21 protein-coding genes are annotated in these 25,831 nt (G+C 61.4%); 13 read left to right on the top strand and 8 right to left on the bottom strand.

Annotated elements, in window-relative coordinates; genetic code table 11:
• Positions 1–14 precede the first annotated feature (14 nt).
• The 7 genes from FHS06_RS01830 to FHS06_RS01800 all read left to right on the top strand — a co-directional run bounded on the left by FHS06_RS01830 (position 15) and on the right by FHS06_RS01800 (position 9,551).
• On the top strand, positions 15–800 hold the full coding sequence (locus FHS06_RS01830) for a dolichyl-phosphate beta-glucosyltransferase (RefSeq protein WP_167044695.1): 786 nt from the start codon (positions 15–17) through the stop codon (positions 798–800).
• Positions 793–2,004 (top strand): glycosyltransferase, encoded by a 1,212-nt coding sequence (locus FHS06_RS01825; protein ID WP_167044692.1) that lies wholly within the window; start codon positions 793–795, stop codon positions 2,002–2,004. The genes FHS06_RS01830 and FHS06_RS01825 overlap by 8 nt, the downstream gene beginning before the upstream one ends.
• Positions 2,005–2,023: 19 nt before the next feature.
• Positions 2,024–2,590: a response regulator gene (locus tag FHS06_RS01820; protein ID WP_167044689.1), complete on the top strand. Its 567-nt coding sequence runs from the start codon at positions 2,024–2,026 to the stop codon at positions 2,588–2,590.
• Entirely contained in the window at positions 2,587–4,602 is a 2,016-nt protein-coding gene (locus tag FHS06_RS01815) for an ATP-binding protein (RefSeq protein WP_167044686.1), read from the top strand. The genes FHS06_RS01820 and FHS06_RS01815 overlap by 4 nt, the downstream gene beginning before the upstream one ends.
• Positions 4,603–4,643: 41 nt before the next feature.
• Entirely contained in the window at positions 4,644–6,653 is a 2,010-nt protein-coding gene (recQ, locus tag FHS06_RS01810; RefSeq protein ID WP_167044683.1) for a DNA helicase RecQ, read from the top strand.
• Between the two features lie 183 nt (positions 6,654–6,836).
• A complete protein-coding gene (locus FHS06_RS01805) occupies positions 6,837–8,942 on the top strand; it encodes an acyl-CoA dehydrogenase family protein (protein ID WP_167044680.1) in 2,106 nt (701 codons plus the stop codon).
• 36 nt (positions 8,943–8,978) lie between these two features.
• On the top strand, positions 8,979–9,551 hold the full coding sequence (locus FHS06_RS01800; protein ID WP_375138694.1) for a DNA-3-methyladenine glycosylase I: 573 nt from the start codon (positions 8,979–8,981) through the stop codon (positions 9,549–9,551).
• A 2-nt stretch (positions 9,552–9,553) separates the two neighbouring features.
• Here FHS06_RS01800 and FHS06_RS01795 read toward each other — a convergent pair whose 3' ends face one another.
• Together FHS06_RS01795 and FHS06_RS01790 are read right to left on the bottom strand one after the other, a co-directional pair.
• Positions 9,554–10,030 carry a recombinase family protein gene (locus FHS06_RS01795; RefSeq protein ID WP_243845236.1) on the bottom strand — a complete coding sequence of 159 codons (477 nt, stop codon included), beginning with the start codon at positions 10,028–10,030 and terminating at the stop codon, positions 9,554–9,556.
• A 49-nt stretch (positions 10,031–10,079) separates the two neighbouring features.
• Positions 10,080–11,810, bottom strand: a complete 1,731-nt coding sequence (locus FHS06_RS01790; RefSeq protein ID WP_167044674.1) for a cation:proton antiporter — start codon at positions 11,808–11,810, stop codon at positions 10,080–10,082.
• A 111-nt stretch (positions 11,811–11,921) separates the two neighbouring features.
• On the opposite strand from FHS06_RS01790, the gene pip reads away from it, so the two are divergent.
• Positions 11,922–12,899, top strand: coding sequence for a prolyl aminopeptidase (pip, locus tag FHS06_RS01785; RefSeq protein ID WP_167044672.1), 978 nt, complete (start codon positions 11,922–11,924; stop codon positions 12,897–12,899).
• A 2-nt stretch (positions 12,900–12,901) separates the two neighbouring features.
• Here the strand turns inward: pip and FHS06_RS01780 are convergent, their stop codons facing one another.
• Complete coding sequence (locus FHS06_RS01780; RefSeq protein WP_167044669.1) at positions 12,902–13,549, bottom strand: metal-dependent transcriptional regulator; 648 nt, start codon at positions 13,547–13,549, stop codon at positions 12,902–12,904.
• A 9-nt stretch (positions 13,550–13,558) separates the two neighbouring features.
• Positions 13,559–14,863, bottom strand: coding sequence for an Nramp family divalent metal transporter (locus FHS06_RS01775; protein ID WP_375138695.1), 1,305 nt, complete (start codon positions 14,861–14,863; stop codon positions 13,559–13,561).
• Between the two features lie 75 nt (positions 14,864–14,938).
• On the opposite strand from FHS06_RS01775, the gene FHS06_RS01770 reads away from it, so the two are divergent.
• Positions 14,939–15,595: a TrmH family RNA methyltransferase gene (locus FHS06_RS01770; RefSeq protein WP_167044665.1), complete on the top strand. Its 657-nt coding sequence runs from the start codon at positions 14,939–14,941 to the stop codon at positions 15,593–15,595.
• 21 nt (positions 15,596–15,616) lie between these two features.
• Here FHS06_RS01770 and FHS06_RS01765 read toward each other — a convergent pair whose 3' ends face one another.
• A complete protein-coding gene (locus tag FHS06_RS01765; RefSeq protein ID WP_167044662.1) occupies positions 15,617–16,942 on the bottom strand; it encodes an MATE family efflux transporter in 1,326 nt (441 codons plus the stop codon).
• 96 nt (positions 16,943–17,038) lie between these two features.
• On the opposite strand from FHS06_RS01765, the gene FHS06_RS01760 reads away from it, so the two are divergent.
• Both FHS06_RS01760 and FHS06_RS01755 read left to right on the top strand, forming a co-directional pair.
• Positions 17,039–19,003, top strand: a complete 1,965-nt coding sequence (locus FHS06_RS01760) for a M13 family metallopeptidase (protein ID WP_167044659.1) — start codon at positions 17,039–17,041, stop codon at positions 19,001–19,003.
• 44 nt (positions 19,004–19,047) lie between these two features.
• The gene (locus FHS06_RS01755) at positions 19,048–19,971 is read left to right on the top strand and encodes a serine hydrolase (RefSeq protein WP_167044656.1); all 924 of its coding nucleotides are present in this window, start codon (positions 19,048–19,050) and stop codon (positions 19,969–19,971) included.
• 122 nt (positions 19,972–20,093) lie between these two features.
• Here FHS06_RS01755 and purU read toward each other — a convergent pair whose 3' ends face one another.
• Entirely contained in the window at positions 20,094–20,969 is an 876-nt protein-coding gene (purU, locus tag FHS06_RS01750) for a formyltetrahydrofolate deformylase (RefSeq protein ID WP_182486460.1), read from the bottom strand.
• Between the two features lie 180 nt (positions 20,970–21,149).
• On the opposite strand from purU, the gene FHS06_RS01745 reads away from it, so the two are divergent.
• Positions 21,150–22,142 carry a mechanosensitive ion channel family protein gene (locus FHS06_RS01745; RefSeq protein WP_167044650.1) on the top strand — a complete coding sequence of 331 codons (993 nt, stop codon included), beginning with the start codon at positions 21,150–21,152 and terminating at the stop codon, positions 22,140–22,142.
• A gap of 5 nt (positions 22,143–22,147) precedes the next feature.
• Here the strand turns inward: FHS06_RS01745 and FHS06_RS01740 are convergent, their stop codons facing one another.
• A complete protein-coding gene (locus tag FHS06_RS01740) occupies positions 22,148–23,464 on the bottom strand; it encodes a condensation domain-containing protein (RefSeq protein WP_167044648.1) in 1,317 nt (438 codons plus the stop codon).
• A 52-nt stretch (positions 23,465–23,516) separates the two neighbouring features.
• Between FHS06_RS01740 and FHS06_RS01735 the strand changes: the two genes are divergently transcribed.
• Positions 23,517–24,308: an alpha/beta fold hydrolase gene (locus FHS06_RS01735; RefSeq protein ID WP_167044645.1), complete on the top strand. Its 792-nt coding sequence runs from the start codon at positions 23,517–23,519 to the stop codon at positions 24,306–24,308.
• A gap of 26 nt (positions 24,309–24,334) precedes the next feature.
• Here the strand turns inward: FHS06_RS01735 and FHS06_RS01730 are convergent, their stop codons facing one another.
• Positions 24,335–25,813, bottom strand: a complete 1,479-nt coding sequence (locus tag FHS06_RS01730) for a peptide MFS transporter (protein WP_167044642.1) — start codon at positions 25,811–25,813, stop codon at positions 24,335–24,337.
• Positions 25,814–25,831: the final 18 nt, after the last annotated feature.

Here is a 25,831-nt window from a genome sequence, read left to right as displayed (position 1 = left end):
GAAGGGGGCATTCAATGTCACTCACCGCCGATGTTTCTTACAGCGCATACCAGGCATGGCGCGATCGCGCCGAAGTGCGTCCGCTCGATTTGAGCGTTGTCATCCCGGCATACAACGAGGAAGACCGCATCGTCCCGACGATCGCAGCCTTTGCCGCCCATCTGTCCGCGAGTGATCTCGCATGGGAACTCATCGTTGCCGACGATGGCTCGACCGACACCACGGTTTCGCTCATTGAAATGCTCGATCATGCCAATATTCGGGTCCTCGTGGCCGAGCGAAACGGCGGCAAGGGTGCCGCGGTGCGTCGTGGGCTAGAAGCCGCGCGCGGCCGCCTCATCCTGTTCTCGGATGCAGACAACGCCACGCCTGCGCAAGAGATCGATGCGCTTATTTCATCGGTGCGCGCCGGTGCCGACGTTGCCATCGGATCCCGCGCCGCTGACGGTGCGGATGTGAAGAATCGATCGATTCTGCGCCGCACACTCACCGCGGGCCTGAAACAGGTGGTGCGCTTCGGACTCGGCGTGGGCGTCCGCGATACTCAGTGCGGTTTCAAACTTTTTACTGCGGATGCCGCGCGTCGGATTTCGTCCGCCCAGACGGTGTCGGGATTTTCCTTCGATCTCGAGATTCTTCACCTTGCAGAGCGGTTCGGCTACCGAATCGCGGAGGTCCCGGTCCGCTGGTTCGATGCGCCGGGGTCGAAGGTGGACGCCCGCAAAGAGATCGTTCGATTCATCGCTTCCATCGCGCGAATTCGACTCAACGACGTGCGGGGGGTGTACCGCAATGCCTGAAATGACTCTTGCGGTCGTGACCGCACTCAGCCCGAGCACGACGACCCTCGCCGAGTATGGGTTGCACCTCCTTTCGGCTTTGGGCCGAAAGGACGGGGTGCGCGTTGTGGCTCTCGTTGAAGACTTGGATGTGGATTATCCCGAAATCGAAGGCGTAGAAGTTCGACGGGCGTGGCGATTCAACTCGCGGGCGACGCCGGTTCGCATCGTTCGAGAACTTCGCGACGTCGGCGCCGATGTCGTCTTGTTCAACGCTCACTTCACAAGCTTCGGTTCGTCCAAGGTGTCAGCGGCGCTCGGTCTCATGACGCCCTGGCTCAGCCGGCTTAGCGGAACGCGAGCAATCACACTGCTGCACAACATCGTCGAAACTGTCGATTTGGGCGTTGCCGGCTTTGGCGCCTCGTCCTTCGTTGAGAGGATTCTTCGCGGAATAGGAACCGCCGTGACGTGGTGTGTGCTCCGCTCGAATGTGGTGGCAACCACGATGCCGCGATATGTCGAGATTCTCCGCAAAAAGTACGGGGCGTCGCATGCAGTACTGGCACCCCACGGCGCATTCGATGTTCCAGACGTGCCGCGCCCACCAACGAATCCTGGGGCGGTCATGTCGTTCGGCAAGTTCGGCACGTACAAGAAGATCGAATCTCTCATCGACGCCGCACGGAGCCTCGAGAGACCCGATGTGAAAGTAGTCATCGCGGGTGGAGACAGCCCCAATACCCCTGGGTACCTCGCTGATGTAGAGGCTCGAATGGGCGGACAAGACGTCGACTTTGTCGGCTATGTCGCGGAGGAAGACGTCGAGGACTTGTTCCGCGATGCGCAGGTGGCTGTTTTTCCCTATACGGCCACGACGGGAAGCTCGGGCGTGCTGCATCAGGCAGGCGCCTTCGGCTGTGCCCCCATTCTCCCCAGGATCGGAGACTTGGAAGATCTCATTCAAGAAGAGGGATTCACCGGCGTTTTCTTCGACCCCAACGACACGGATGACTTGGCTCGAGCAATCGCGTTCCTGCTCGACAATGAAGAGGAGCGCGCGCGAATCGCCGAGCACAACTATCGAGCAGCGTGCGGCCTCACACTCGACGATGTTGCGGATTGGTACCTCATCCACGCGGGCCTGATCCTCGACGGCGATGCCCGCACTTATCTCAGTGTCGCAAAGCGCAAGCGGGCAAAGTCCTGGCTTTCAACTTCATAAAGCTTTGTAGACTTCGACAATGCTCTCTGCTGCTGAACTCGTCGCCCGCATTCGTGTCGCCACCGGTGACACGCAGGAAGGCCTCGCGCGCCGGCTCGGTGTGTCGTACCCAACCATCAACTCGTGGGAGCGTGGCCGTAGCGAGCCCCATCAGTCCCGGCGCCGCGAACTCGCTGAATTTGCCGCGTCACTCGGGATCACCGAAGAGCTGAAAGTTCTTGTGATTGACGACGACCCGGTGACCGCGGAGCTTGTTCGTGCCGCAGCAACCGACGTTGATGCCTCCGTAGTGGTTGATTCAGCACTCGATGGGTGGGAGGGGCTGATCAAGTGTGGCTCGATGCATCCTCAGGTCATCTTTCTCGACGTCATGATGCCCGGCATCGATGGCCTTGAAGTCGCGCGGCGCCTGCCTCAAGTGGACGGGCTCGGTGATGTGCAGATCATATTTGTCACAGCATCCCAAAGTCTTGACGTACTCGCCCGCACCGCCGAGGCTGGGAACGCGGTGATCTTGAAACCGCTCGAGCTAGACGCCCTCGCGACGGTGATGTCGAGGGCCTTGCGGGGGGAGCAGGTCGCATGACTCAGATGCCATCCCACGCGCTCAACGAAATTGTCGATGGGCTCGGGGTGGCAGTCTGCCGCACGACATTGAGCGGCAGGATCGTTCAGTGCAACCAAGCTCTCCTCGACATCCTCGGGGCACATTCGATAGAAGAACTTAGAGCGAACACCCCACGGGTGAGATTCGTGGAACCTGCCCGTCAAGAACAACTGATCCGAGCGCTGCACGCACAGGAGAAGTTCTCGCCGGAAGAGATCGTGACGAAGCGGTTGGATGGAACTCCCCTACGACTTGGTGTTCGGGCGAGGGCCGTCGTTGACGAGGGCGAGCTCGCGTTCATCGATGCGGTCGTCGAGGACCTCTCCGATCGAGCCGCCTCTGACGAGCGTCGTACTCTTTCGCACGTCTTGCTCGATGCGCTCACTCAGATGCAGAATCGGTTCATTTCGGGCGCTGACGTGGGCGAGATATTCGATGGACTTCTCGAAGAACTTCTCGACTTCACGGGCGCAGAGTACGGATTCATTGCTCAAAAACTTCACGCGGACGACCATGATTTTCTCCGCACCTGGGCCATGTCAGACATTTCGTGGAACGAGCAGACGAAGAAGCTCTTTGCGAAACACGGCCCACGTGGGATGGAGTTTCACAACCTCGACACCCTTTTCGGCAGGGTTGCCGTCGGTGAAGGCGCGTTGCTGACGAACGATCCGCGAAATGATCCCCGTGCCGCTGGGCGCCCCGAGGGACACCCGCCGTTGGACTCCTTTCTCGGTGTTCCGATTCTCAAGGGTGAACAGGTGCTCGGCATCGTCGCGCTCGCGAACCGCCCGGGCGGATTTGACCCGTGGATGGTGGACTACCTCGCTCCACTTACGGCCACGGTAGGGAGCTTGATCGAGGCCGTCGTCTCTGACCGGGAGAGACGCTCGGCCCAGCAGCGCGAACGGAGTCTGGAAGAACTGTTTCGAACAGTCGTGGAACGTGCAGCGGATGCCGTCGTCGCATTTCGTGATGATGGCGCGATTGTTGCAGCGAACGGGGCCGTCGGGAAGGTGGTCGGCCGTTCGGTGGACGAAATCGTTGGCACATCCTTACGGGATTATCTTCCACCCGATCGGCGTGATGATTACATGCGGCTAGGTGCGGTCGCGTTGCGATCCGGGGCGGCGATGGAGGCGAGCGTCGTCACAGCACAGGGCGAAGAGCGCCCGGTTGAAGTGACGGTCGTTCGGGCCAACCTCGACGATGCCCCCATCACGACGTTGATCTTTCGCGACATCGCAGAGCGGAAAGCGTTTGAGCAGGCACTTCTTGATGCACGAAACGCAGCTGAGCGTGCGGTGCGCGCAAAAAACGAGCTGCTTGCCGGCATGAGCCACGAACTGCGCACACCCCTCAACTCGGTCATTGGCTTGTCGGCCATTCTGCAGCGCGAGATTTATGGACCGCTCACCCCGAAGCAGGCCGAGTATGCCGGTCAGATCGAGGCAAGTGGGCGACACCTGCTGGAGATCATCGGCGACATCCTCGATCTTTCAAAGATCGAGGCGGGAAAGATTGAACCCGAACTCGCCGAGATCGAAGCGAGCGTCGTCGTCAATGAAGCTGTCGCCGTTATCCGCGAGCTCGCCGTGGGGAAAGCCTTGTCGTTGAAGGTCGACGTTCCGACGACGCTCCCGAAGATCGTTGCCGACCAACGCCGGTCGAAGCAGCTTCTTATCAACCTGCTGGCAAATGCGGTGAAGTTCACTGAAATGAGCGGCTCGATCGGCGTGCGCGCGCGACACGTAGACGACAACATCGCTATTGAAGTGTGGGATACCGGCATCGGTATTCCGCCGGAGTTTCTCGACAAGATTTTTGAAGCATTTGAGCAGGTCGACTCCTCGCTGTCGAAGAAGCACGAGGGCACGGGCCTCGGCCTCGCTCTAAGCCAACGACTGGCGCTTTTGCAAGGCGGCTCGCTTGCCGTAAAGAGCACCCTTGGTGAGGGTTCGGTGTTTACCGTGACCTTCCCCTGCGTGTAACCGGCGGCAGGCGTAAGGGTGGTCACGGCTACCCTGGAAGAGTGACTTCCCCCCTTTCGCCCAGCAGCAGCTTCGACGGCGGTGACGCGGAAGGGAGCGAGGCGAAATGGGCCGACGATCCGTATGCCGGTGTCGAGTGGAATCCCGACGATCTTGTTCCACCCGACGATGAATTCGCGCCGCCGCCCGATGAACCGTTGAGGTCGGCAGCTCCCGAAGCCCCACCCCGTCGGGCTTTTTCCGGCTCCGATCCTCGCGTCGTGCTGCACGAGGTCTATGGATACGACGACTTCCGGGGCGACCAGGCTGACATCGTTAGTCACGTGGTTTCCGGTGGCGATGCTGTTGTTTTGATGCCGACGGGTGCCGGAAAGAGCATCACCTACCAGGTGCCCGCTCTTGTGCGCGAGGGCACGGGGCTCGTAGTCAGTCCACTGATTGCTCTTATGCACGATCAGGTCGAAGCTCTCGTAGCCAACGGTGTGCGTGCTGAATTTCTGAACTCCACGCAGAGCCCCGATGTGCGGCGAGACGTCGAACGCGCGTATGTTGCGGGTGAACTCGACCTCCTTTATGTCGCGCCTGAGCGCCTCAACAATGCGCAGACAAAAGCGCTTTTGCAGCGCGGACGACTCAGCGTCATCGCTATCGATGAAGCCCACTGTGTCTCACAGTGGGGGCACGACTTCAGGCCTGACTATCTTGCTCTCGGCGATCTGGGCGAGCTGTTCCCCGGTGTGCCGCGCATGGCCCTCACCGCGACGGCAACGCGTGAGACTCATCGTGAAATTGGTGAGCGCCTCTCGCTCCCGAGCGCTCGCCACTTCGTTGCAAGCTTTGACAGGCCGAACATCCAGTACCGCATTGAGCCGAAGGTTGATCAGCGCCGGCAACTCGTGTCGTTCATCAAAGCCCAGCCCGAAGGTTCGGCAGGCATTGTTTATGCGCTCAGTCGCAAAAGCGTTGAGCAGACCGCTGAGTATTTGCGCACGCAAGGCATTAACGCGCTGCCCTATCATGCGGGTCTTCCCGCAGATGTGCGATCAACCAACCAGCGCCGCTTCCTCCGCGAGGACGGCATCGTGATGGTCGCGACGATCGCGTTCGGCATGGGAATCGACAAACCCGATGTGAGGTTCGTCGCGCATATCGACCTGCCGAAGTCGGTCGAGGGTTACTACCAAGAGACCGGCCGTGCTGGACGCGACGGCGAACCAGCGGTTGCGTGGATGGCTTACGGCCTCGGCGACGTCGTGCAGCAGCGCCGCCTGATCGATCAGAGCCCCGGCGAGCGCACGTACAAAATGCGGCTAGGTCAGCACCTCGATGCGATGCTGGCGCTGTGTGAAACTGTCGGATGCCGCAGGCAAAACCTCCTCGGATACTTCGGGCAAACGTCAACCCCCTGTGGCAACTGTGACACCTGTCTCGAAGCCCCTGAAACGTGGGACGGTCTTGTCCCGGCGCAAAAGCTTCTGTCGACCATCGTCCGGTTGCAGCGTGAGCGCGGGCAAGCGTTCGGTGCCGGTCATCTCATCGACATTCTGCGCGGTGCCGACACCGACCGAATTCGTACGCAGGGACATAATTCGCTCTCTACCTACGGGCTCGGTGCAGACCTCGGTGACCAGGAATGGCGAAGTGTCGTGCGTCAGCTGTTAGCCCGAGGCATCCTGGTCGCGCAGGGGGATTACGGCACGCTCGCGATCGGTGAGCCGGCGGGCGCTGTCTTGCGTGGCGCCGAACCTGTGCCATTGCGGCGGGATGTGCTGACGCGATCGTCGTCATCAACGCGCGCAAAGAAGTCGGCGGCATCCGCGTCGCTCAGCGATGCTGACCAGCCCCTTTTCGAGGCGCTCAGGGCTTGGCGTGCGAGCGTCTCGCGCGAGCAGGGGGTTCCGGCGTACATCGTGTTCGGCGATGCCACACTGCGGGCGCTCGCCGAACGAAAGCCCGCGAGCGTTGCCGATCTCGATGGTGTGCCCGGGATCGGTGCGAAGAAGCGTGAAGCATACGGCGAAGCCGTCGTTGAGATCGTCGCCTCGGCCTGACGCCGCTGTCTCCGTTGTCGTGCATAGGATGCGTCATTCGGCCTGATGTCGAGAAGGTACAAGAAGCCCGCAGTACGTGCCGGGCGCATGCTGTAGAGATTCAATAAAGCGTTTGTCGCTTTGTTGTGGCACTCCTACTGTCGTCAGTGACTTTCCTGTCACACGCATCAAGGAGTGATGTACATGGCTGACGCCGTTGTCCGTTCATCTACGCCCGCGCGCAGCAAGCGCACGCCTGCCGGTGGCGCGCCCACTGCGCCCCACAGTGCGGCGCAGGCTCACGAGGCCCGCATCAACACCCAGCAGGTCAACGATCTACTGCTCGGAAAGTGGGCAGAAACTCGACGCGAGGCTCGGGCCATGGTCAAGGATCCGGCCTTCTGGCAGGTCGAGGGGCTCACCGTGGCGGAGCACCGCGAGCGCGTGTTTTCGCAACTGCACCTTCTGGTCGATGCCGGCGGCTCCCGTCGCGCATTCCCCAAGGAATACGGCGGCCTCGAAGACAACGGTGCCAATATCGCCGGTTTTGAAGAGCTTGTATTGGCCGACCCGAGCCTCCAGATCAAGTCTGGCGTGCAGTGGGGGCTGTTCGGCGCCGCGATACATCAGCTCGGAACCAAGAAGCACCACGATAAGTGGCTGGCAGATGTGATGGATATGAGTCTGCCCGGCGCATTCGCAATGACAGAAACCGGTCACGGCTCCGACGTCGCAGCTGTCGGAACGACAGCGACCTATGACGCAGAGACAGAAGAGTTCGTCATCCACACTCCGTTCCGCGGCGCCTGGAAGGACTACCTCGGAAACGCGGCCGTGCACGGGCGTGCAGCGACAGTGTTCGCGCAGTTGATTACTGATGGTGTGAACTATGGCGTGCACTGCTTCTTCGTGCCGATTCGCGATGACGAGGGCCAGTTCCTTGATGGCGTCGGTGGCGAAGATGACGGCGTCAAGGGCGGGCTGAACGGCATCGACAACGGCCGCCTGCACTTCACTCAGGTGCGCGTGCCGCGCGAGAATCTGCTCAATCGCTACGGTGATGTCGCCGCTGACGGAACGTACTCGAGCGACATCGCGAGCCCCGGTCGACGTTTCTTCACCATGCTCGGGGCACTGGTGCAGGGCCGCATTTCGCTCGACGGTGCAGCAACGTGGGCATCGGCGCTCGCTATGACAATTGCTGTCACGTACGGAAATCAGCGCCGCCAGTTTGATTCCGGGTCTGGCACGCCCGAGATCGTGTTGCTTGATTACGGCAAGCACCAGCGTCGCCTACTACCGCGCCTCGCGACCGTGTACGCCCAGGCATTCGCGCACGAAGAGTTTCTGCAGAAGTTCGACGGTGTCTTCAGTGGCGAGCGGGACACACCGGCCGAGCGCGAAGATCTTGAGACACTAGCCGCTGCCCTCAAACCGCTATCGACCTGGAACGCTCTCGACACAATTCAAGAAGCGCGGGAAGCGTGCGGCGGTGCGGGGTTCCTTGCTGAAAACCGGCTAGTCAGCTTGCACCATGACCTCGACGTGTATGCGACGTTCGAGGGCGACAACAATGTATTGCTCCAGCTCGTCGGAAAGCGCCTCCTGGGCGACTACGCGAAGCAGTTCAAGGGTAAAGATGCCGCAGCGCTCGCGCGCTTCGCTGTTGGTCAAACCGCCGGAAAGTTCTTCCACGGCGCTGGCCTCCGCCAGCTCGGGCAGACTGTGTCTGACTTCGGCTCTACCGCACGCGCTGTGGAACACGGATTGCGTGTTGACCAGCAGCACGAGCTGCTCGCCGGCCGGGTGCAGCAAATGGTCGCTGACGTTGCCGGAAAGCTCCGCCCCGCATCGAAGCTGTCGAAAGCAGAAGCCGCGGCGCTCTTCAACGAGAACCAGTCCGAACTCATCGAGGCTGCTCGTGCCCACGGTGAGCTCTTGCAATGGGAGGCTTTCACTGACGCAATCGACGGCATTGCGGATCCGGCGACAGCTCAGGTGCTCACCTGGGTGCGAGATCTTTTCGGACTCTCGCTGATCGAAAAACACCTCGCGTGGTACTTGATCAACGGTCGACTTTCCGCACAGCGAGCAGGCGCCGTCACCCGCTACATCGATCGCCTGTGCACGCGCCTTCGCCCGCACGCGCAGGATCTCGTTGATGGGTTCGGGTACGAGCCCGAACACGTCCGCGCCCCGATTGCCTCGGGCGCGGAAGCGGCTCGCCAAGACGAGGCGCGGGAGTACTACCGGGAGCTTGCAGCATCCGGCAATGCTCCGGTTTCGGAAAAGTCACTTCACAAGAAGTAGCTGTCTGCTCGCCCATCCATCACCCGCAATACTGGGGTGGTGGATGTGCGGGTGGATGCAGACGGCATCGCGAGATGTGGGTGGGTCGGCGAGGATGTCGAATACTGCCGCTATCACGATGAGGAGTGGGGAAACCCACTGCACGGTGATCGTGCGCTCTTTGAAAAGCTGAGCCTCGAGGGGTTTCAAGCTGGCCTGAGCTGGATCACAATTCTCCGAAAGCGCCCCCGGTTTCGTGAAGATTTTGCGCAGTTCGATCCCGAGACAGTGGCCGCCTTCGGCCCCGACGACATCGAGCGCCTCATGGCGGATGCCGGCATCATCCGAAACCGCGCCAAGATCATCGCGACGATCGCGAATGCGCAGATCGTCACTCAGATGGCGTCAGGCGAGCTCGATGATTTCATCTGGTCGTTCGCGCCAGCGACACCGAGGCCACGTCCGCGAGTGTTGGCTGAGATTGCAGCAACGACGCCCGAGTCAGAGGCGATGAGTAAGGCACTCCGCAAGCGCGGTTTCCGGTTTGTGGGCCCGACCACGATGTACGCGCTGATGCAATCAGGCGGCATGGTTGACGACCACGTCGCGGGGTGCTGGCGCGCAACCTGAGGTTAGCGGCCCACATCGAAGAGGTGGTTGCCGCCGTGACCGAGCACTTTCACAACAACTCCGCGGCGGTGGAGCTCAGCAACCGTGCGCGTTTCTTCGTCGATGTCGCGGCCAAGCGCGTGCACGTTCGATACGACGAGCACGTCGCCGTGCTGGAGAGTTCCGAAAAGACGCACGAGGCGCTCTTCCCAGCTCTCCATCGTTTCGGGAGACGGATGCCGAAAGCCCTCGATCGGCACTCCGAAGCGCGTGAGTTCATTGCGCTGAGTCACGACGGACGGCATGTCGTCGCGGGAGATCACAAGTCCGACGAGCCGTGAGCCGGCTGGGCGTTTCCGCCACCATGTGCTGTCATCTTCGATCTCGCGAAAGCACTTGGGGCACTCTGCTGCAATGTGGGGGAGGCTAATAGGACTGGTTTCGTGTTCGTGAGAAGCACCCCGATGAACGTCTCGGGTGTGCTGCATCCCCTCGTTCATGGTGACTCCCTCTGTTACGACCATTCTCTCGTGCGCGGGGGATTTTTGTTCACTCGTTTTCGTCGTAGATTCTGAGTTCAAGACTCAACTGATCGGCATCGAGCTCGGCAAGGGCGTGTCGCAAAGCGGCCGTGCTGAACGTGCCGTCAGTTGAAACCGCATTGAGTCGTGTGCGCATCGCTTCGATGAGTTGCACCCGAAGCTCTAGCAGCTCGCGGGCGATTGCGGTTGCTTCGTCATCGGGAGGTTCAGTGATGCGAGAGCCTGCGCGCTCAATGACGCCTGGTGAGTATTCTGATCCGTTCGTTCGAAGGAGCGTCGGGCTGTTGAGCGCCACGACGGCAGCGCGACGAAGCTCATCATCGAGTCGTACTTGCTCTTCGCGACTCACCGCAATCGCCCCCGAGCCTTCCATTTTCAGCATGCGGACGACAGCCGGGAGCGATAAGCCTTGGAGTAGCAAGCTGCCAACGGCGACGAGGAATGCCACGAAGATCAAGAGAGCGCGATGGTCGGCATCACTCGGCAGGGTTTGCGCCGCAGCGAGGGTAACAACTCCGCGCATTCCCGCCCACACGATGACGCTGCCGTGTTTCCAACCGAGCGGCGTCGCGCGGTAGTAGTCAAGGTCAGCTGCCGCACTTGTGACTCTCCGGCGAAGGAACGTGAGACGACGCTCTTGCCGGATCGGGTCATCCGTCGAGCGTCTGGGTGGGGTCTCACCGGATGCGACCCGGTCAAGATGAGCACCGAATTCGGTGAGGCGGCTATGCCGGTCTTGCCAACGCTTCGCACGCCTGCCCTGTTGCCAGATCAGGATAGCCACGTATCCGGCGCGCACTGCGAGAACGATCCCGAGCGCCGAGAGCGCAAGCCACGTGCCATGCCAGAGGCCGTCGTTCTCTTCAAGGTTTGAGCGGACGACCTCTTTTAGATCGAGCCCGATCAGCAAGAAGACGCCGCCTTCGAGCACAAGTTCGACCGTCCGCCAGTTCAGCGCGTCGGAAAGCCGCTGGTCAGGCGTGAACCATTTCGCCGCGCCCTGGCCCGTAATGATGCCCGCGACCACAGCCGCCACTAGCCCTGATCCGCCAAGTGCTTCGGTGGGAAGGTAAGCGGCAAAAGGCACCATGAAGCTGAGAGCGGTGTTGGCCGCGGAATGCGCAAGCCAGCCGCGGACGCGCAGGTTTATGAAACCGACAAGAGCGCCAACAATGAGCGCCGAGAGCACTGCCCAAACGAAGCTCCCGATAGCGAACCCGAATGAGAACCCGCCAGCGACGGCCGCGAGGGCGGTGCGAAGGAGCACGAGCGAGGTTGCATCGTTGAGCAGGCTCTCGCCCTCAAGCATCGTGACAACGCGCGGTGAGATGCCGAGTTTCTTCACGATTGAGGTGGCGACAGCATCCGTCGGACTGACGATGGCGCCGAGGGCAATGCCCATTGCGAGGCCCAGGCCTGGGATTGCCCATGCGAAAAATAGGCCCAAGATCACGGCACTGATGACCACAAGCAAGACCGAGAGCCCCGCGATCGGTCGGAAGTCGCGACGGAATTCGATGGCTGGCAGCGATACCGCCGAGGAGTAAAGGAGCGGTGGAAGAACTCCCACGAGAATCCACTCGGGGTCAACGACAATGCCCGGAAAAAAGGGCATGAGCGCAATGGCGAGGCCAACACCCACAAGAAGAAGCGGCCCGGCGACGCCGAGTTTCTGTCCCAGAGCAGTTGTGATGGCGATCGTGATGATCGCGATCACGGCGATGAGCAGTATCTCCATTCGTCAGAGCATGGCAGAAAAGCCGATGGGTGTGCTTCGTGGATGCGCCGGACGCGTGCGCCACGGGCAGAAATCCCCGGGATTCCGGGCCGCACGCGGTACCGTGAAGTCATGGCAGATCCGGCGTACTTCGATGACATCCTTTATCCGCCGGTCGAGCCATACGAGACAGGGATGCTGCCAGTCGGTGACGGAAACCGCATTTACTGGGAGCAATCTGGAAACCCCGAGGGTAAGCCCGTCGTGTTCTTGCACGGTGGCCCGGGAGGTGGGACCTCAAGCTGGAACCGCCGCTTCTTCGATCCGGAAAAATACCGGATCATCCTTTTTGACCAGCGCGGCTGCGGTCAGAGCACACCCCACGCGAGTGCCCCCGACGCTGACTTGCGTTTCAATACGACGTGGCACCTTGTCGCTGATATCGAGTTGTTGCGCCGAAATCTCGGGATTGCCCAGTGGCAGGTTTTCGGTGGCTCTTGGGGGAGCACGCTCGCGCTGGCATACGCCGAGACGCATCCTGACGTCGTGACCGAACTCGTGCTGCGCGGAATCTTCACGCTGCGTCGCCATGAATTGGAATGGTTTTACGAGGGTGGCGCCTCCGCCATTTTCCCCGACCTGTGGGAAGACTACGTCGCTCAGATTCCGGTGCTTGAGCGATCAAAAATGATCGAGGCATACCACCGGCGACTGTTTGATCCTGACCCTGAAGTGCACATCCCGGCAGGTGTTGCGTGGACGCGATGGGAAGCATCGACCGTGACATTGCTGCCCAATGCAGAGCTTGTGGCCGAGATGACCGAGGATGCCTCGGCGACAGCTTTCGCGCGTATCGAAAACCACTACTTTGTGCACGCCGGTTGGCTTCGCGAGGGCCAATTGATTGACGATGCACCGTCGATCGCGCACATTCCCACAGTGATAGTTCAGGGTCGCTATGACATGTGCACGCCCATCATGACCGCATGGGATCTGCACCGCGCACTGCCGGATGCTGAGTTCATCGTCGTTCCGGATGCCTCACACGCATCGAGTGAGCCGGGTATCGCGAAAGCGCTCCGGGGAGCAACCGACGCTTTCGCGGGCTGAGATCAGCCTTCGGTCGTCAGCCAGACAGCCTCGGTCGCGTATCGCGGAGTGGTGATCGGTTCGGCGCCGTCGATCGACAGGGTGTTGGCGTTGATCACGGTAACCGTGTGCCCGACATCAATACCCACGTCACTTATTGCGCGCAGAAGCTCGGGGTCTCGATCGCTCACGCGAAGGATTCGGCCGGTGTGCCCGGCGGCGGCGTCGCCGAGAAGCACGAAACTTTCCCGATGCACGTGGCCTTCGGCATCCGGGATGGCATCTCCGTGCGGATCGAAGCGGGGTCTCCCGAGCCGCGCATCGATACCTTCGAGGAGTCGATCGCTGAGCGCGTGCTCGAGAACCTCGGCCTCGTCATGAACTTCGTCCCACGAGTAGTCGAATTCGCGGACGAGCCAGGTCTCGATCAAACGGTGACGCCGCACCATCGCGGCCGCGCGGTGCCAGCCCGTCTCGGTGAGAGAAATCGGCCCGTATTTGCGGTGTGTGACGAGACCGCCAGCTGCGAGCTTTGCGACCATTTCGGTGACGCTCGACGGAGCCAGCGCGAGAACTATGGCAAGTTGCGACGGCGTGATGTCGGCCTCTTGCCACTCGGTGTGCTGGTAGATCGCTTTGAGGTAATCATCGACCGCAGCGGAGGAAGCCATTGCCTGAGATTACCCGGTCTGGAAGACAAGCCACAGTAGGAGCACGTTGAGCGCAATCAAGAACATGGCGGCCGCAACTCCCAGGACCGTCGTCGTGCGGGTGTTTCGGAATGCGCCCAACACATCGCGACGTGCGGTGAGCGAAATGAGCGGCACAAGTGCGAACGGAATGCCGAACGAGAGCACGACTTGGCTCAGCACGAGAGCAAGAGTGGGATCAAATCCGATGCCAAGGATCACGAGCGCCGGCACCAGTGTGACGAGGCGGCGCACCATGAGAGGCACACGGACGTGAAGCAACCCGTGCATGATCTCCGAGCCCGCATAGGCGCCAACGGCCGTGCTTGCCAGGCCACTCGCGAGTAGTCCGACGGCGAAAAGCGTGGCGATCGTTGGACCGATGCCATCGCGAAGAGCAGCGTACGCGCCCTCGAGAGTGTCAGTTCCGTCGACGCCGGCGAGATTTGCTGCCGCAAGGAGCAGCAGTGCGAGGTTCACGGTGCCTGCGATTGCCATTGCGATGGTGACGTCCCAGCGGGTTGCGTGCAGCAACCGTCGGATGCGCGGCTGATCGGTGCGATATGCCGTCTTCGCGGCTTTAGAAAGAGTGGCTGCCGGTGCGAAACGATCACGGCTCAGCGAGGAGTGCACGTAGATCGCGTGCGGCATGATCGTCGCGCCGAGGATGGACGCGGCGAGTAGCACCGACCCGGCACCCTCGAACCTCGGCATGAGCCCAGAAACAACACCGGCTGCATCGGGCGGCGAGACGAAAAGGCCCGCCGTGAACCCGATGGTGATCGCAGCGATGAGTCCGATGACGATGAACTCGAACACACGGGGCCCCCGGCGCACATGCACGAGCAGGATGATGATGGACACGCCGCCGACGATGATCCCGCCCCACAGCAGGGGCATACCGAACAGCAGGTTGAGCGCCACAGCGCCACCGATGACCTCAGCGATGTCGGTTGCCATTGCAACCAGCTCGGCTTGCAGCCAGTACGCGCGTCGACCCAGCCGGTTGTGGAGGCGCTCGCCGAGGATTTCTGGAAGGCTTTGGCCGGTCACGATGCCGAGCTTCGCCGACAGATACTGCACGAGCCACGCGATCACGTTGCCGAGAACGACAACCCACACCAGCAGGTACCCGAACGCGGCGCCGGCCGACATATTGCTCGCGACATTGCCCGGGTCGAGGTACGCGACCCCCGCCACGAGGGCTGGCCCCAGGAGCCACACTCCGCGTGGTGGCCGCCGTGATGCGACCATGCGCTGAGCTAGCGGAGAGCTCGGCGCGACATTTTTCGGCATGCCGAAATCGTAGGCTATTTTTCGGTGCACCGAAATCATGCGATCTCCGACAGATATCCGGGATAGCCTTTGGCGGTGCCAGAGGAGCAGAACGAACAGGATGCCGTCGAGGCAACGATTCCGACGCACGGTGTGGGCCCGTGGCCGGGTGGTCCAGACGAGTGGCCCGATGACCCACGTTTTGACCGCGACCTGCTTGCCGCAGGCGATGCGCGAAACGTCATAGATCGCTACCGCTATTGGACAATGACAGCGATCATTGCCGACCTCGACGAGAAGCGGCATCCGTTTCATGTCGCGATCGAGAACTGGCAGCACGATATGAACATCGGCTCGATCGTGCGAAGTGCCAACGCGTTTCTTGCTGACACCGTGCACATCATCGGCCGCCGGCGCTGGAACCGCCGGGGCGCCATGGTGACCGACCGCTATCAGCATGTACTGCACCACGAAGATGTGGCGGCGTTCGTTTCGTGGGCGAAAGCGGCGTCGTTGCCGATTGTCGCTGTCGACAACGTGCCGGGCTCCGTGCCAGTGAACGACGCCGAGCTACCCGAGCGGTGTGTGCTTCTCTTTGGCCAAGAAGGGCCGGGGTTGTCTGACGAGGCGGTGGCCGCGGCATCCGGAGTGGTCGAAATTACGCAGTATGGCTCGACTCGTTCGATAAACGCATCGGCCGCGGCCGCCGTCGTGATGTACGAGTGGTGTCGTCGCTTCGCTGCGGACAGCTGAGAGCCCGCGGGCGAGGTGACACTATGCCGGCGCGTGCATCCATCTGGTTCCGCGCACGCGCAGCCCTAGGGTGACAAGCCGGGCGAGCATGTAGACACCGAAGAACGCGGCCGAAAGCCACGCGAGTCCGGCAGCACCACCCGCATCGAGGAACACAAGCACGATGAGCATGGGCACAAACGGGGCGAGGTTCATGAGCCCGGCGAGCGCCAGGTATTTGCCATCGTTCGCGCCGATCAACACGCCATCGAGCACAAAAACCACGCCGCACACGGGCTGAGCCACCGCGAGCACCAACAGCGCGGGTTGAATGAGTGCGGCAAGTGCCGGGTCACCGGTGAAAATGAGCCCAATCACCCCTGACAGTGCGGCCACAGTGCCACCCACGAACACTCCGAACCAGGCGCCCCACGCGAGTGTGCGCCGAAGTACGCGCTCCACGGCGGGAGTGCTCCCGGCGCCGAGATATTTGCCGATCAGAGCTTGCGCAGCAATCGCGAGGGCGTCGAGCGCGAAAGCCGCGGTGGAGAAAATTGTAAAAACCACCTGCCAGCCGGCGAGTTCTTCTGTGCCAAGCCCCGTTGCCACACCGACGGTTGCGAGGAGAGCCCCACGCAGAGTGAGAGTGCGTAAGAACATCCACCCGCCCGAGCGCGCATTCGTGCGCATGCCCACTCCGTGTGGGCGAATTGATGCGGCGTGCTGCCGCGCCAGTCGACTGACGACGGCGACATAGGCTGCGACCATGCCCCACTGGGCAACGACTGTTCCCACGGCGGACCCGGCGATTCCCCAACCGAAGCCGTAGATAAACAGCGCATTCATGAGCGCGTTCGCCGTGAATCCGAACCCGGCGATCCACAGTGGGGTGACCGTGTTTTGCACGCCCCGAAGGAGTCCGGTTGCGGCGAACACGATGAGCATCGCCGGAAGACCCCACATCGACAGGCCGAGATATGTCTCGGCGTCTGCCGCTACGGCATCCGTCGCACCGAAGAGACTCACGAGCCATGGTGTCGTGAGGTAGCCGACGAGAGCCAAAACGAAACCGAGGCCGAGGGCGAGCCACATGCCGTCTACTCCGGCGGACACGGCCTTTGCCGGATCGCCCGCACCGAATCTGCGCGCGACGGCGGGTGTCGTCGAGTACGCGAGAAAGATCATGAGACCGACGATGGTCTGCAGCACGGCGGATGCGATACCGAGGGCGGCGAGCGGGGTTATCCCAAGATGGCCGACGAGCGCGGCATCAACGATGAGGAACAGCGGTTCGGCGACGAGCGCTCCGAGTGCAGGCACGGCCAAACGCAGAATGTCACGGTTGAGCGTCGTACCTTTCGTAGCCATAGGTCGAGCATATTGATCCCGGCCGACGTAGCCATGCCGACGTCGCAGGCGCTTGGACGGAGCCACCTCTCAGGGCTCGGGACTATCGTTGTCGCCATGACCGATTTCCCCCGTTCTGGTCTCGCGCTTGATGACGTGAGCACCGAGATTCGCCCGCAGGATGATCTGTTCCGCTACGTCAATGGACCGTGGCTTGAGCGCACCGAGATCCCGGAAGACAAGGCGAGATGGGGATCGTTCCACCTCATTGCCGAAGAAGCTGAGAGCCACGTTCGCGACATCATCGTCGAGTCACGAGACGCTGAACCGGCAACTGAGGCTCGCAAGATCGGCGATCTTTTTTCAAGCTTTATGGATACGGCTCTTATCGCAGAGCTGGGCGCCGGACCGATCACGAGCCAGCTTGCTGTTGTCGAAGCCGTCGAGTCGATCCCGGCTCTGCTTCGCACTATCGGTGAGCTTGAGCGAGATGGCATCAGCGGCCTCATCGACCTCTATATTGAGCCCGACCCCGGCAACCCGACTCGCTATCTCCCCTTCATCATCCAGGGCGGCATCTCGCTGCCTGACGAAAGCTACTTCCGTCTCGAAAACTTTGCCGAGACTCGTGACGCCTACGCGTCACACATCGAGCGCATCTTGGCGCTCGCGGGTGTGACTTCTGCAGCCGAAGACGCCCCGCGTGTTGTTGCGCTCGAAACTGAGATTGCCTCGCACCACTGGGACAACGTCAAGAGCCGCGATGCCGTCGCAACCTACAACCTGAAGTCGTGGAGCGAACTGATCGAGCTCGCCGGCATCGACCTCGCTCCGTGGCTCGAGGGCCTCGCGCCCGGCTTCGAAGAAGCGTTCGGTGAGGTTGTCGTCTACCAGCCGAGCTTCGTCGCTGGCCTCGGGTCGCTCCTGGCTGAAGAGCGTCTCGAAGAGTGGAAAGCGTGGCTGCGATTCAAGGTCGTGCACGCGTCCGCCGCTTTTCTCGCAGATGAGTTCGTCGAGGAGAATTTCTCTTTCTACGGCACTCAGATGACGGGTGTCCCCGTCAACCGTGAGCGATGGAAGCGCGGCGTGAGTCTCGTAGAAGCCGCCCTCGGCGAAGTCGTCGGCAAGGTCTATGTTGAGCGCCACTTTCCCCCGGCAGCCAAAGCCGAGATGGACGCCCTCGTCGCGAACCTGGTCGAGGCGTACCGGCAGAGCATCTCAACTCTGGAGTGGATGAGCCCGGAAACGCGCGAGCGAGCTCTCGCGAAGCTCGATGCCTTCACCCCGAAGATTGGCTATCCGGTTCGATGGAAGGACTACTCAGCGCTCGAGATCGACGCGGCGGACCTCGTCGGCAACGTCCGCCGCGCGCACATCTTCGAACACAATCGCCAGCTGGCTAAGATCGGCCAGCCGATCGACCGCGACGAGTGGTTCATGACACCACAGACGGTGAACGCGTATTACAACCCCCTCATGAACGAGATCGTGTTCCCGGCCGCGATTTTGCAGTATCCCTTCTTCGACGCCGAACGGGATGCCGCAGCGAACTACGGCGGTATCGGTGCTGTGATCGGGCACGAGATCGGACACGGTTTCGACGACCAGGGCAGCCGCTTCGACGGTGATGGTTCACTTCGTGACTGGTGGACAGACGATGACCGCAGCGCATTCGAAGAGCGAACCGCATCGCTCATTGAGCAGTACAACGCACTGTCACCTCGCGGACTCGGCGAGGAACATACGGTGAACGGCGCACTGACAATCGGCGAGAACATCGGCGACCTGGGTGGGCTCGGAATTGCGCTTCGGGCATACGAAATCTCGCTCGACGGCGCTGAAGCACCGGTCATTGATGGTGTGACCGGCATCCAGCGCCTGCTTTTGAGCTGGGCGCAGGTCTGGCAGCAGAAGGGAAGAGACGCCGAAACGATCCGTCTTCTCACGATTGACCCACACTCGCCGAATGAGTTTCGCTGCAACCAGATCGTAAGAAACATCGATGCTTTCTATGACGCCTTCGATGTGACCGAAGCAGATGAACTCTGGCTTGACGCCGACAAGCGCGTCACCATCTGGTGATACGCTCCCCACGCTCGTCCACCTCCGGCAGGAAGGAACCGCTCATGGGTACGTCCCCTGAGCCAACTCGCGGCACCGAGGCTCGCCGCGGAACCCGGCGTGGTGAGGGGGGCAAGCTCTCGCGACGTAAGGCGCCGGGAAAACGGTCATTCAAGTCGAGCCTGGCGGCGCTCGATGCGCTTGCCGCATCGGGGGCACAGGTTTCGGTGCGCGTTACCGACCTCGATTCTGGCGAGGCAGTGCTCGTGGGTGATGACTACGTGACGCTCCCGGTTGCGGGTCTCGGAGTCGTGCCACTTCTTGTTGAGGTCGCGGCGCAGTTTGAGTCTGGCGAACTCGACCCGCTCGAACTGGTCGAACGGGAGGGGCTCGAGCCGGTCGATATCGCCGGAATCTGGCAGCATCTCAAGGCGCCGACACTCGCGCTCGTCGATCTTGCGGTGCTGGCCGCCGCGTCCGGCGATGCGCTCGCGACGAACGCGTTGCTGCACCGGGTGGGCCTTCCCACGGTGCGCGCTCGCATTGAGAAATTGGGACTCACCCGAGCAGCAGTCATGGACGGATTCCGCGACCGCCGGGGTCCCGATGACGCGCCCCATGTCGCGCTCGGATCAGCCCGTGAGTACTCAGAACTCTTCGCGGCCCTCGTGAATTCGAAGGCAGTGTCAGCTGGCGTCAGTGCCCAGGTCTCGGAGTGGCTGAGCTTGAACCAAGACTTGTCGCTCGTGGCATCCGCAACAGGTCTCGATCCGTTTGCGCACTTCAATGATGCGCACGAACTGCTCTTCGTGAACAAGACCGGTCGTGACAGCGGTGTTCGAGCCGAAGCTGGTGTACTCGGCGGACCACGGGCGGGCGTCGCCTACGCGGTCATCGTCTGCTTCGATGACCTCTCTATCTCGCACCGGCTCCGCGCACACGAAGCGCTGCGCACTCTCGGAGTCGAACTCATGGAGTACGTCTTCTAGCCCGATGTCTCACTTATTCAGCCTCGGGCGCCAACATTCATGAATAAGTGAGACATGGTCGGCGGCGTGCGGGCGTCGGGGCGTGGCGTCGGGGCGTGGAATTTTGCGGCAGAGCGAGTGTGTCACTCGAAGACTATGGTCTGATTGCCGTGGCGGATGACTCGGTCCTCTGCGTGCCATTGCACAGCGCGCGCGAGCACAGCACGCTCGACGTACGCACCGCGAGCTTGCAAATCAACGGCGCTCATCGAGTGGTCGACGCGCGCGACATCTTGCTCGATGATCGGCCCTTCGTCGAGATCTTTCGTCACGTAGTGCGATGTCGCTCCGATGAGTTTGACCCCGCGTTCCTTGGCTTTTTTGTATGGCCCGGCTCCCACAAACGCGGGCAGGAACGAATGGTGGATGTTGATCACCGGTACGCCCACCGCGGTGAGGAAGTCGTCGGACAGAATCTGCATGTAGCGAGCAAGCACGACAAAGTCGACGTTGCCCGCGAGCATCCTGACGATCTCGGTTTCTGCTGCGGATTTGTCGGCGCCCTGGGACGGGACGTGGAAGAAGGGCACCCCGAACGAACGCACATCTTCAGCTGTGTTTGTGTGGTTCGAGATAACCATCGGAATAGTCACGTTGAGCTCGCCGCGACGTTGGCGCCAGAGCAACTCTAGAAGGCAATGGTCGCTCGTGGATGCGAGGATCGCCATCCGTTTGGGGACCGACATGTCTGAGAGCGTCCACTGCATCGAGTACGGCTCAAGCGTCTGCGCGAGGTCGTGTTCGATCTCGGGCAGAGCCGCCGCAAGTTCAGGACGGTGAAACACAACGCGCTGAAAGAACGCCCCGCCCTCGGGGTTGTCGGAGTACTGGTCGAGAGTGACGATGTTCGCCTTGTTTCTCGTGATGAGTGCTGTCACTGCCGCGACGAGGCCGGCCTGATCGGGACCGTGAACGATCAGGCAGGCATGGTCCCGATAAGCAGCGTCGTGCAGCGTCATGAAAGGTGTCTCCTCGGGATAAGGCGGCAACGTCCTCTCTGACCGAGCAGGAGGGCGCGCGTAGGTAATCAAACCTATCGGAACGCAGTGCGTCATTTCCTGAGTCTGAAGAATGTCCGCTAAACGCTGGCAACGTGGCGAAGGGTCGCGTCGCCAGCGGCCATGTGCTTGGCTCATGGCATGTCGAGCAGATACGCACTAGCCGAGATCAATCTTTTCGATGTCTCGATATCGCTCACAGCGGCCGTGTCAGCGGCAGCAATTCTTCTCATCGCTGTCGTTCTCGCCATTTTTCTGCGCTCGGCGATTCTGCGGTACTCGCGCCGGCAAGGCGCCACGCGCACGGCTACTTGGTACACGCTTTCGCGGTTGGTGACCTACGCCGTCATCGTTGTAGGAGTGCTGATCGCAATAACTGTTATCGGCGTTCCGCTCGATAGATTCGCAGTGCTCGCTGGTGCCCTCGGTGTCGGGCTCGGGTTCGGGCTGCAGACGCTTTTCAGTAATTTTGTGTCGGGGATCGTATTGCTGCTCGATAAATCGCTCAAGATCGGTGACTTCGTCGAGCTTGAGTCGGGTGTGACAGGAGAAGTTCGTGACATCAAGATTCGTGCAACGACGATCGTGACGAACGACAACATCGATATTTTAGTGCCGAACTCCGAATTCGTGAGTGGGCGGGTCGTCAACTGGACACATCGGGAGGTGTTGCGGCGTCTCAGAGTTCCCTTTGGTGTGGCATACGGCACAGGCAAAGAGATAGTAAAAAAGGCGGCGCTTGAAGCAGCTGCATCCGTGCCGTTTACTCTCGACCTCGAGGGTCCGCGCCGACCTCAAGTCTGGTTGAGCGAGTTCGGTGCGAGCTCGCTCAACTTTGAGCTCGTCATCTGGCTCAATCCCGAAGCGACGAAGAAGCCGATCGCTGTGACCGCGGCTTACAACTGGGCAATCCACTCGTCTTTGCAACGCTACGGTATCGAAATCCCATTTCCGCAGCGAGACCTCAATGTGCGGAGCGTATTCGGCCTAAGCGATGAGGAAGCACGCGCGGTGCTGGGGCTCGGTGACCCAGCTGAATCAGCGGAGCAAGCAGAAGCAGAGGCCGTGCCGGCTGAGCAATCGCGCGACAACGACGCGATCGACGACGTTGGTAGTGGCGCGGCAAACAACTGAGCCACTCAGCCGCCGACGGTACCTACGTCCACTCCCGACAGTGCGCGGAGCGCCTGCGCGATACTGTCGAGCCATCCTCCGACGTTTGCGCGGGCCTCGGGCGTCTCTGGGTAGCGGCATCGCAAGTGCAGACCCGACTCGTTCACGATGAACCAGATCATGACGCCGTCGGTGCGGATCGACGCCGAGACGTACTGAATACTGAGGTCAGGTGCGACCTCGGGGAGCCGCCGGGTGTCGAGCCAAGAAATTGCGAACATCCCCGGGCCCTGCGGCATGCCCCCGTACGGTGCAAAGATCGGTGCGAGCGGGTACGAACCCAGCGCAAGGGCGTCTTTAACTGCCGCAGCGCAGGCTTTGGGTGTTGCCTCGACGCACTCAATGACGGCATTCGTGATGAACCATCCCACGGCATCGAGCCATCGTGCTTCGTGGCGAGAATGGACCGGAAAAACGGCCCGGAGTGCCTGCCCACTCATGTCGCGCGTCACCTGCGTAAGCACCGAAAGTGCAAGCGCGGTAGGGCGAACGCCCGCGGCGGCAGCTTCCGCTTCAAAAACCCGAACATCGGCGCTGTCGAGCACATCCCGCACTTCGACGACCTCGGCCTGCGGTACTGAAACGTCGCCGAGGGGGAGCGGAAACACCGGCATAAGGCCGTCGCCGGCATCGAGAATGCGGTCCCACCGTTCGCCGATTTCGGCCGGAGCCGGAGGCATCCGCTTGAGCACTGTGGTGTGCTCGGCGAAGGTCGCAGCGGGCGAAAGCGCCGGATCTTCGCCGGCTTCAACAGCCGCGAGTGCGCTCGTCAGGTCTCGCACGATGATCAGCAGCGACCACATGTCGACGTGGGAGTGATCCGAACCGATCACCACGACAGGTCGATCGTCAGATTCGGGCTCAACGACACACAGCAGGTGTGAGGGTCGCGAGAACGGCGAACACGCCTCATCGAGCACATCGCGCAGGACGTCTCGTGTGGCATGACCCGGAGCAACCGGATGCTCCCGCCACACACCGCTCGACACCTCAACACGGCTCAGTGAAACCTCGCCGCTCGGTTCATGACTGAACGCAGTCTGCAGCGTGCCATGTCGTGAAATGACAGCGTGCCACGCCGTGGCGAGGTCATCGTGGGGCACAGGTGCGGGCAAACGGAGGGCGACGGCCATCCAAGATCCGGCGCGATCCCCGAGCGCGACGTGGCGCCCCTGGTCGAAAGAAATAGGCAGTTCAGCGGCGAAATCTACTCTGATTTCAGTGGCATAGCTGTGCAGCCGCCCGGCTGGGAGGATCATTTGGGCGACATTTGTCAGGCGCATGGCGTCGTAGTCTATGGGGCAAAGATCTCTCATTTGTGACGTTAGGAGTCTCGTGCCGAAACTTGATGTCGGTGGAGCCGTGCTCGACTACGACATCGTGGGGGATTCTGGACCGCTCGTTGTGCAACTGCACGGGCTGACATCGAGTCGTGAACGCGATACCCAGCTGGGGTTGAACCTCGGTCGTGCACTCCGCGGGCACCGTGTGCTGAGATACGACGCACGCGGTCACGGTCATTCGACAGGGTCGTTCAACAGCGCTGATTACGGCTGGGATCGGCTCGCCGAAGACCTCGTGCGCGTGATCGATCACGTGGCTCCCGGTGAACAGGTGCACGGCGTGGGTCCGTCGATGGGTACGGGAACACTGCTGCACGCTGTGACGCAGCATCCTGATCGGTTCGCGAGTTTGACGTTCGCGATCCCGCCAACCGCGGGAAAGACCCGAGTTGCACAGGCAGATACTTACCTCTCGCACGCCGAACTCATTGAGCGGGAAGGGCGCGAGGCGTGGGTCGAAATGGGCTCACTCTCACCGGCGCCCCCTGCGCTGGCTGATGCGCCCAAAACGCTCCCCGAAGTCGACGAACATCTACTGCCGACCGTTTTGCGCGGGGCCGCGGCAACTGACATTCCGGCGCGGAAGACGATTGTGCGCCTCGATGTGCCCACGCTGATTCTGGCGTGGACTGGCGACAAGTCCCACCCGCTGGCGACAGCAAAGCGTCTCAACCGCCTGATCCGCGGTAGTCGGCTCGTTGTCGCACGCACTCCCTACGGCATCATGGCGTGGCCGGGGCTGTTCGCCGAGCATGTGACGACAGCGGCCGACCACAAGCGCTAGCGCAGAATAAACACGGACGCTAGAAGTCAGCGCACGCCCTTCATCAAGGCCAACACCGGCTTGACCGAGAGCAGCAGCGCGCCACCGAGTGCCACCGCGATGACGCCGAGAACCGTGAAGTACGGAACCTCGTTGGTGGGGTCGTAGAACTGCGCGCACCAGCCGGCGACGGCTGTGCCGAGGGCGACCGAGAGGAAGAACAGCGCCACCATCTGCGTCTTGAACATGTGGGGGGCAAGCTTCGTCGATACCGAGAGGCCAATGGGTGAGAGCAGCAGTTCTGCCACGGTGAAGACGAACAGGATGCCGACAATCGCCAAGAGTGGAGTGGTGTTATCTCCGCCATTTGCCCACAGCAAGAAGAGCAAGAAAGCGATCCCCATGACGATGGAGGCGAGACCGAACTTCACGGGCGTGCTCGGCTGACGCTTGCCGAGCTTCGTCCAGAGAGCAGCGAAGACGCCCGAGAGAATGATGATGAAGATCGGATTGATCGACTGCACCCACGAAACCGGCATTTCCCAACCGAAGAGGCTGCGGTCGAGTCGCTTATCGGAGTAGATCGTCAGCACTGTGAACTGCTGTTGGTAGAGCGACCAGAACCCGACGCTCACAATGAACAGCGGAATAAAGCCGAACACGCGCGAGCGCTCGATCGACGTGATCTGTCGTGAGGCGATGATGACGGCAAAGTATGCGATCGCTGCCGCGAGAGTGACGATGATCACGACCGTCGACAGGTTATCGGCGCGAATCACCCCGATGAGAATGAGCGCAATGATGACCGCGAGCCCGGCAACCCCGATTGTGATCATCCGGACGCGTTTGTTCTTCGGCAGTGGGTTCGGAACGATGCGAGCAGATGCTGGCATCCCTTTTCGCCCGATCGAGTACTGGATGAGGCCGACACCCATTCCGACTGCCGCGAGCCCGAAGCCCCAGTGGAAGCCCATCGTAGTCTGCAGGAGCCCGGTGAAGATCGGGCCGAAGAAAGCGCCGAGGTTGATGCCGAGGTAGAACAGCGAGAAACCGGCATCCCGCCGCGTGTCTTCTTCACTGTAGAGAGCGCCCACTACCGAGGTGGCGTTTGCTTTCAGGCCGCCCGAGCCGACGGCGATCAGGATGAGGCCGACGGTGACTCCCGGGATGCCGGGGAGTACCGCGAGAGCGATGTGGCCGAACATGATGACGACAGCGCTGTAGAACAGCACTCGTTCCGACCCGAGCAGACGATCTGCGATCCATGCTCCGAGAATGGTGGAGAGATAGACAGCACCGCCGTAGGCTCCGACGATTCCGGTAGCCACCGCCTCGTCGATTCCGAGGCCACCCTGCGCCGCCGAGTAGTACAGGTAGATGAGCAGGATGCCCTGCATGCCGTAGAAGCTGAAGCGCTCCCACATCTCCACGCCGAACACGTGCGCGAGCGCCCACGGCTGGCCGAAGAAGCGGGCGTCGTGGTCTGCGGTGTCCTCGACGTCGGGAGACTGATCAGCTGTGGTCATTCCGAAAGAGTAGCGGTG

The sequence above is a fragment of the Microbacterium halimionae genome, assembly GCF_011761265.1.
Taxonomy (GTDB): domain Bacteria; phylum Actinomycetota; class Actinomycetes; order Actinomycetales; family Microbacteriaceae; genus Microbacterium; species Microbacterium halimionae.
This window is presented reverse-complemented; position numbering and strand designations above follow the sequence as displayed.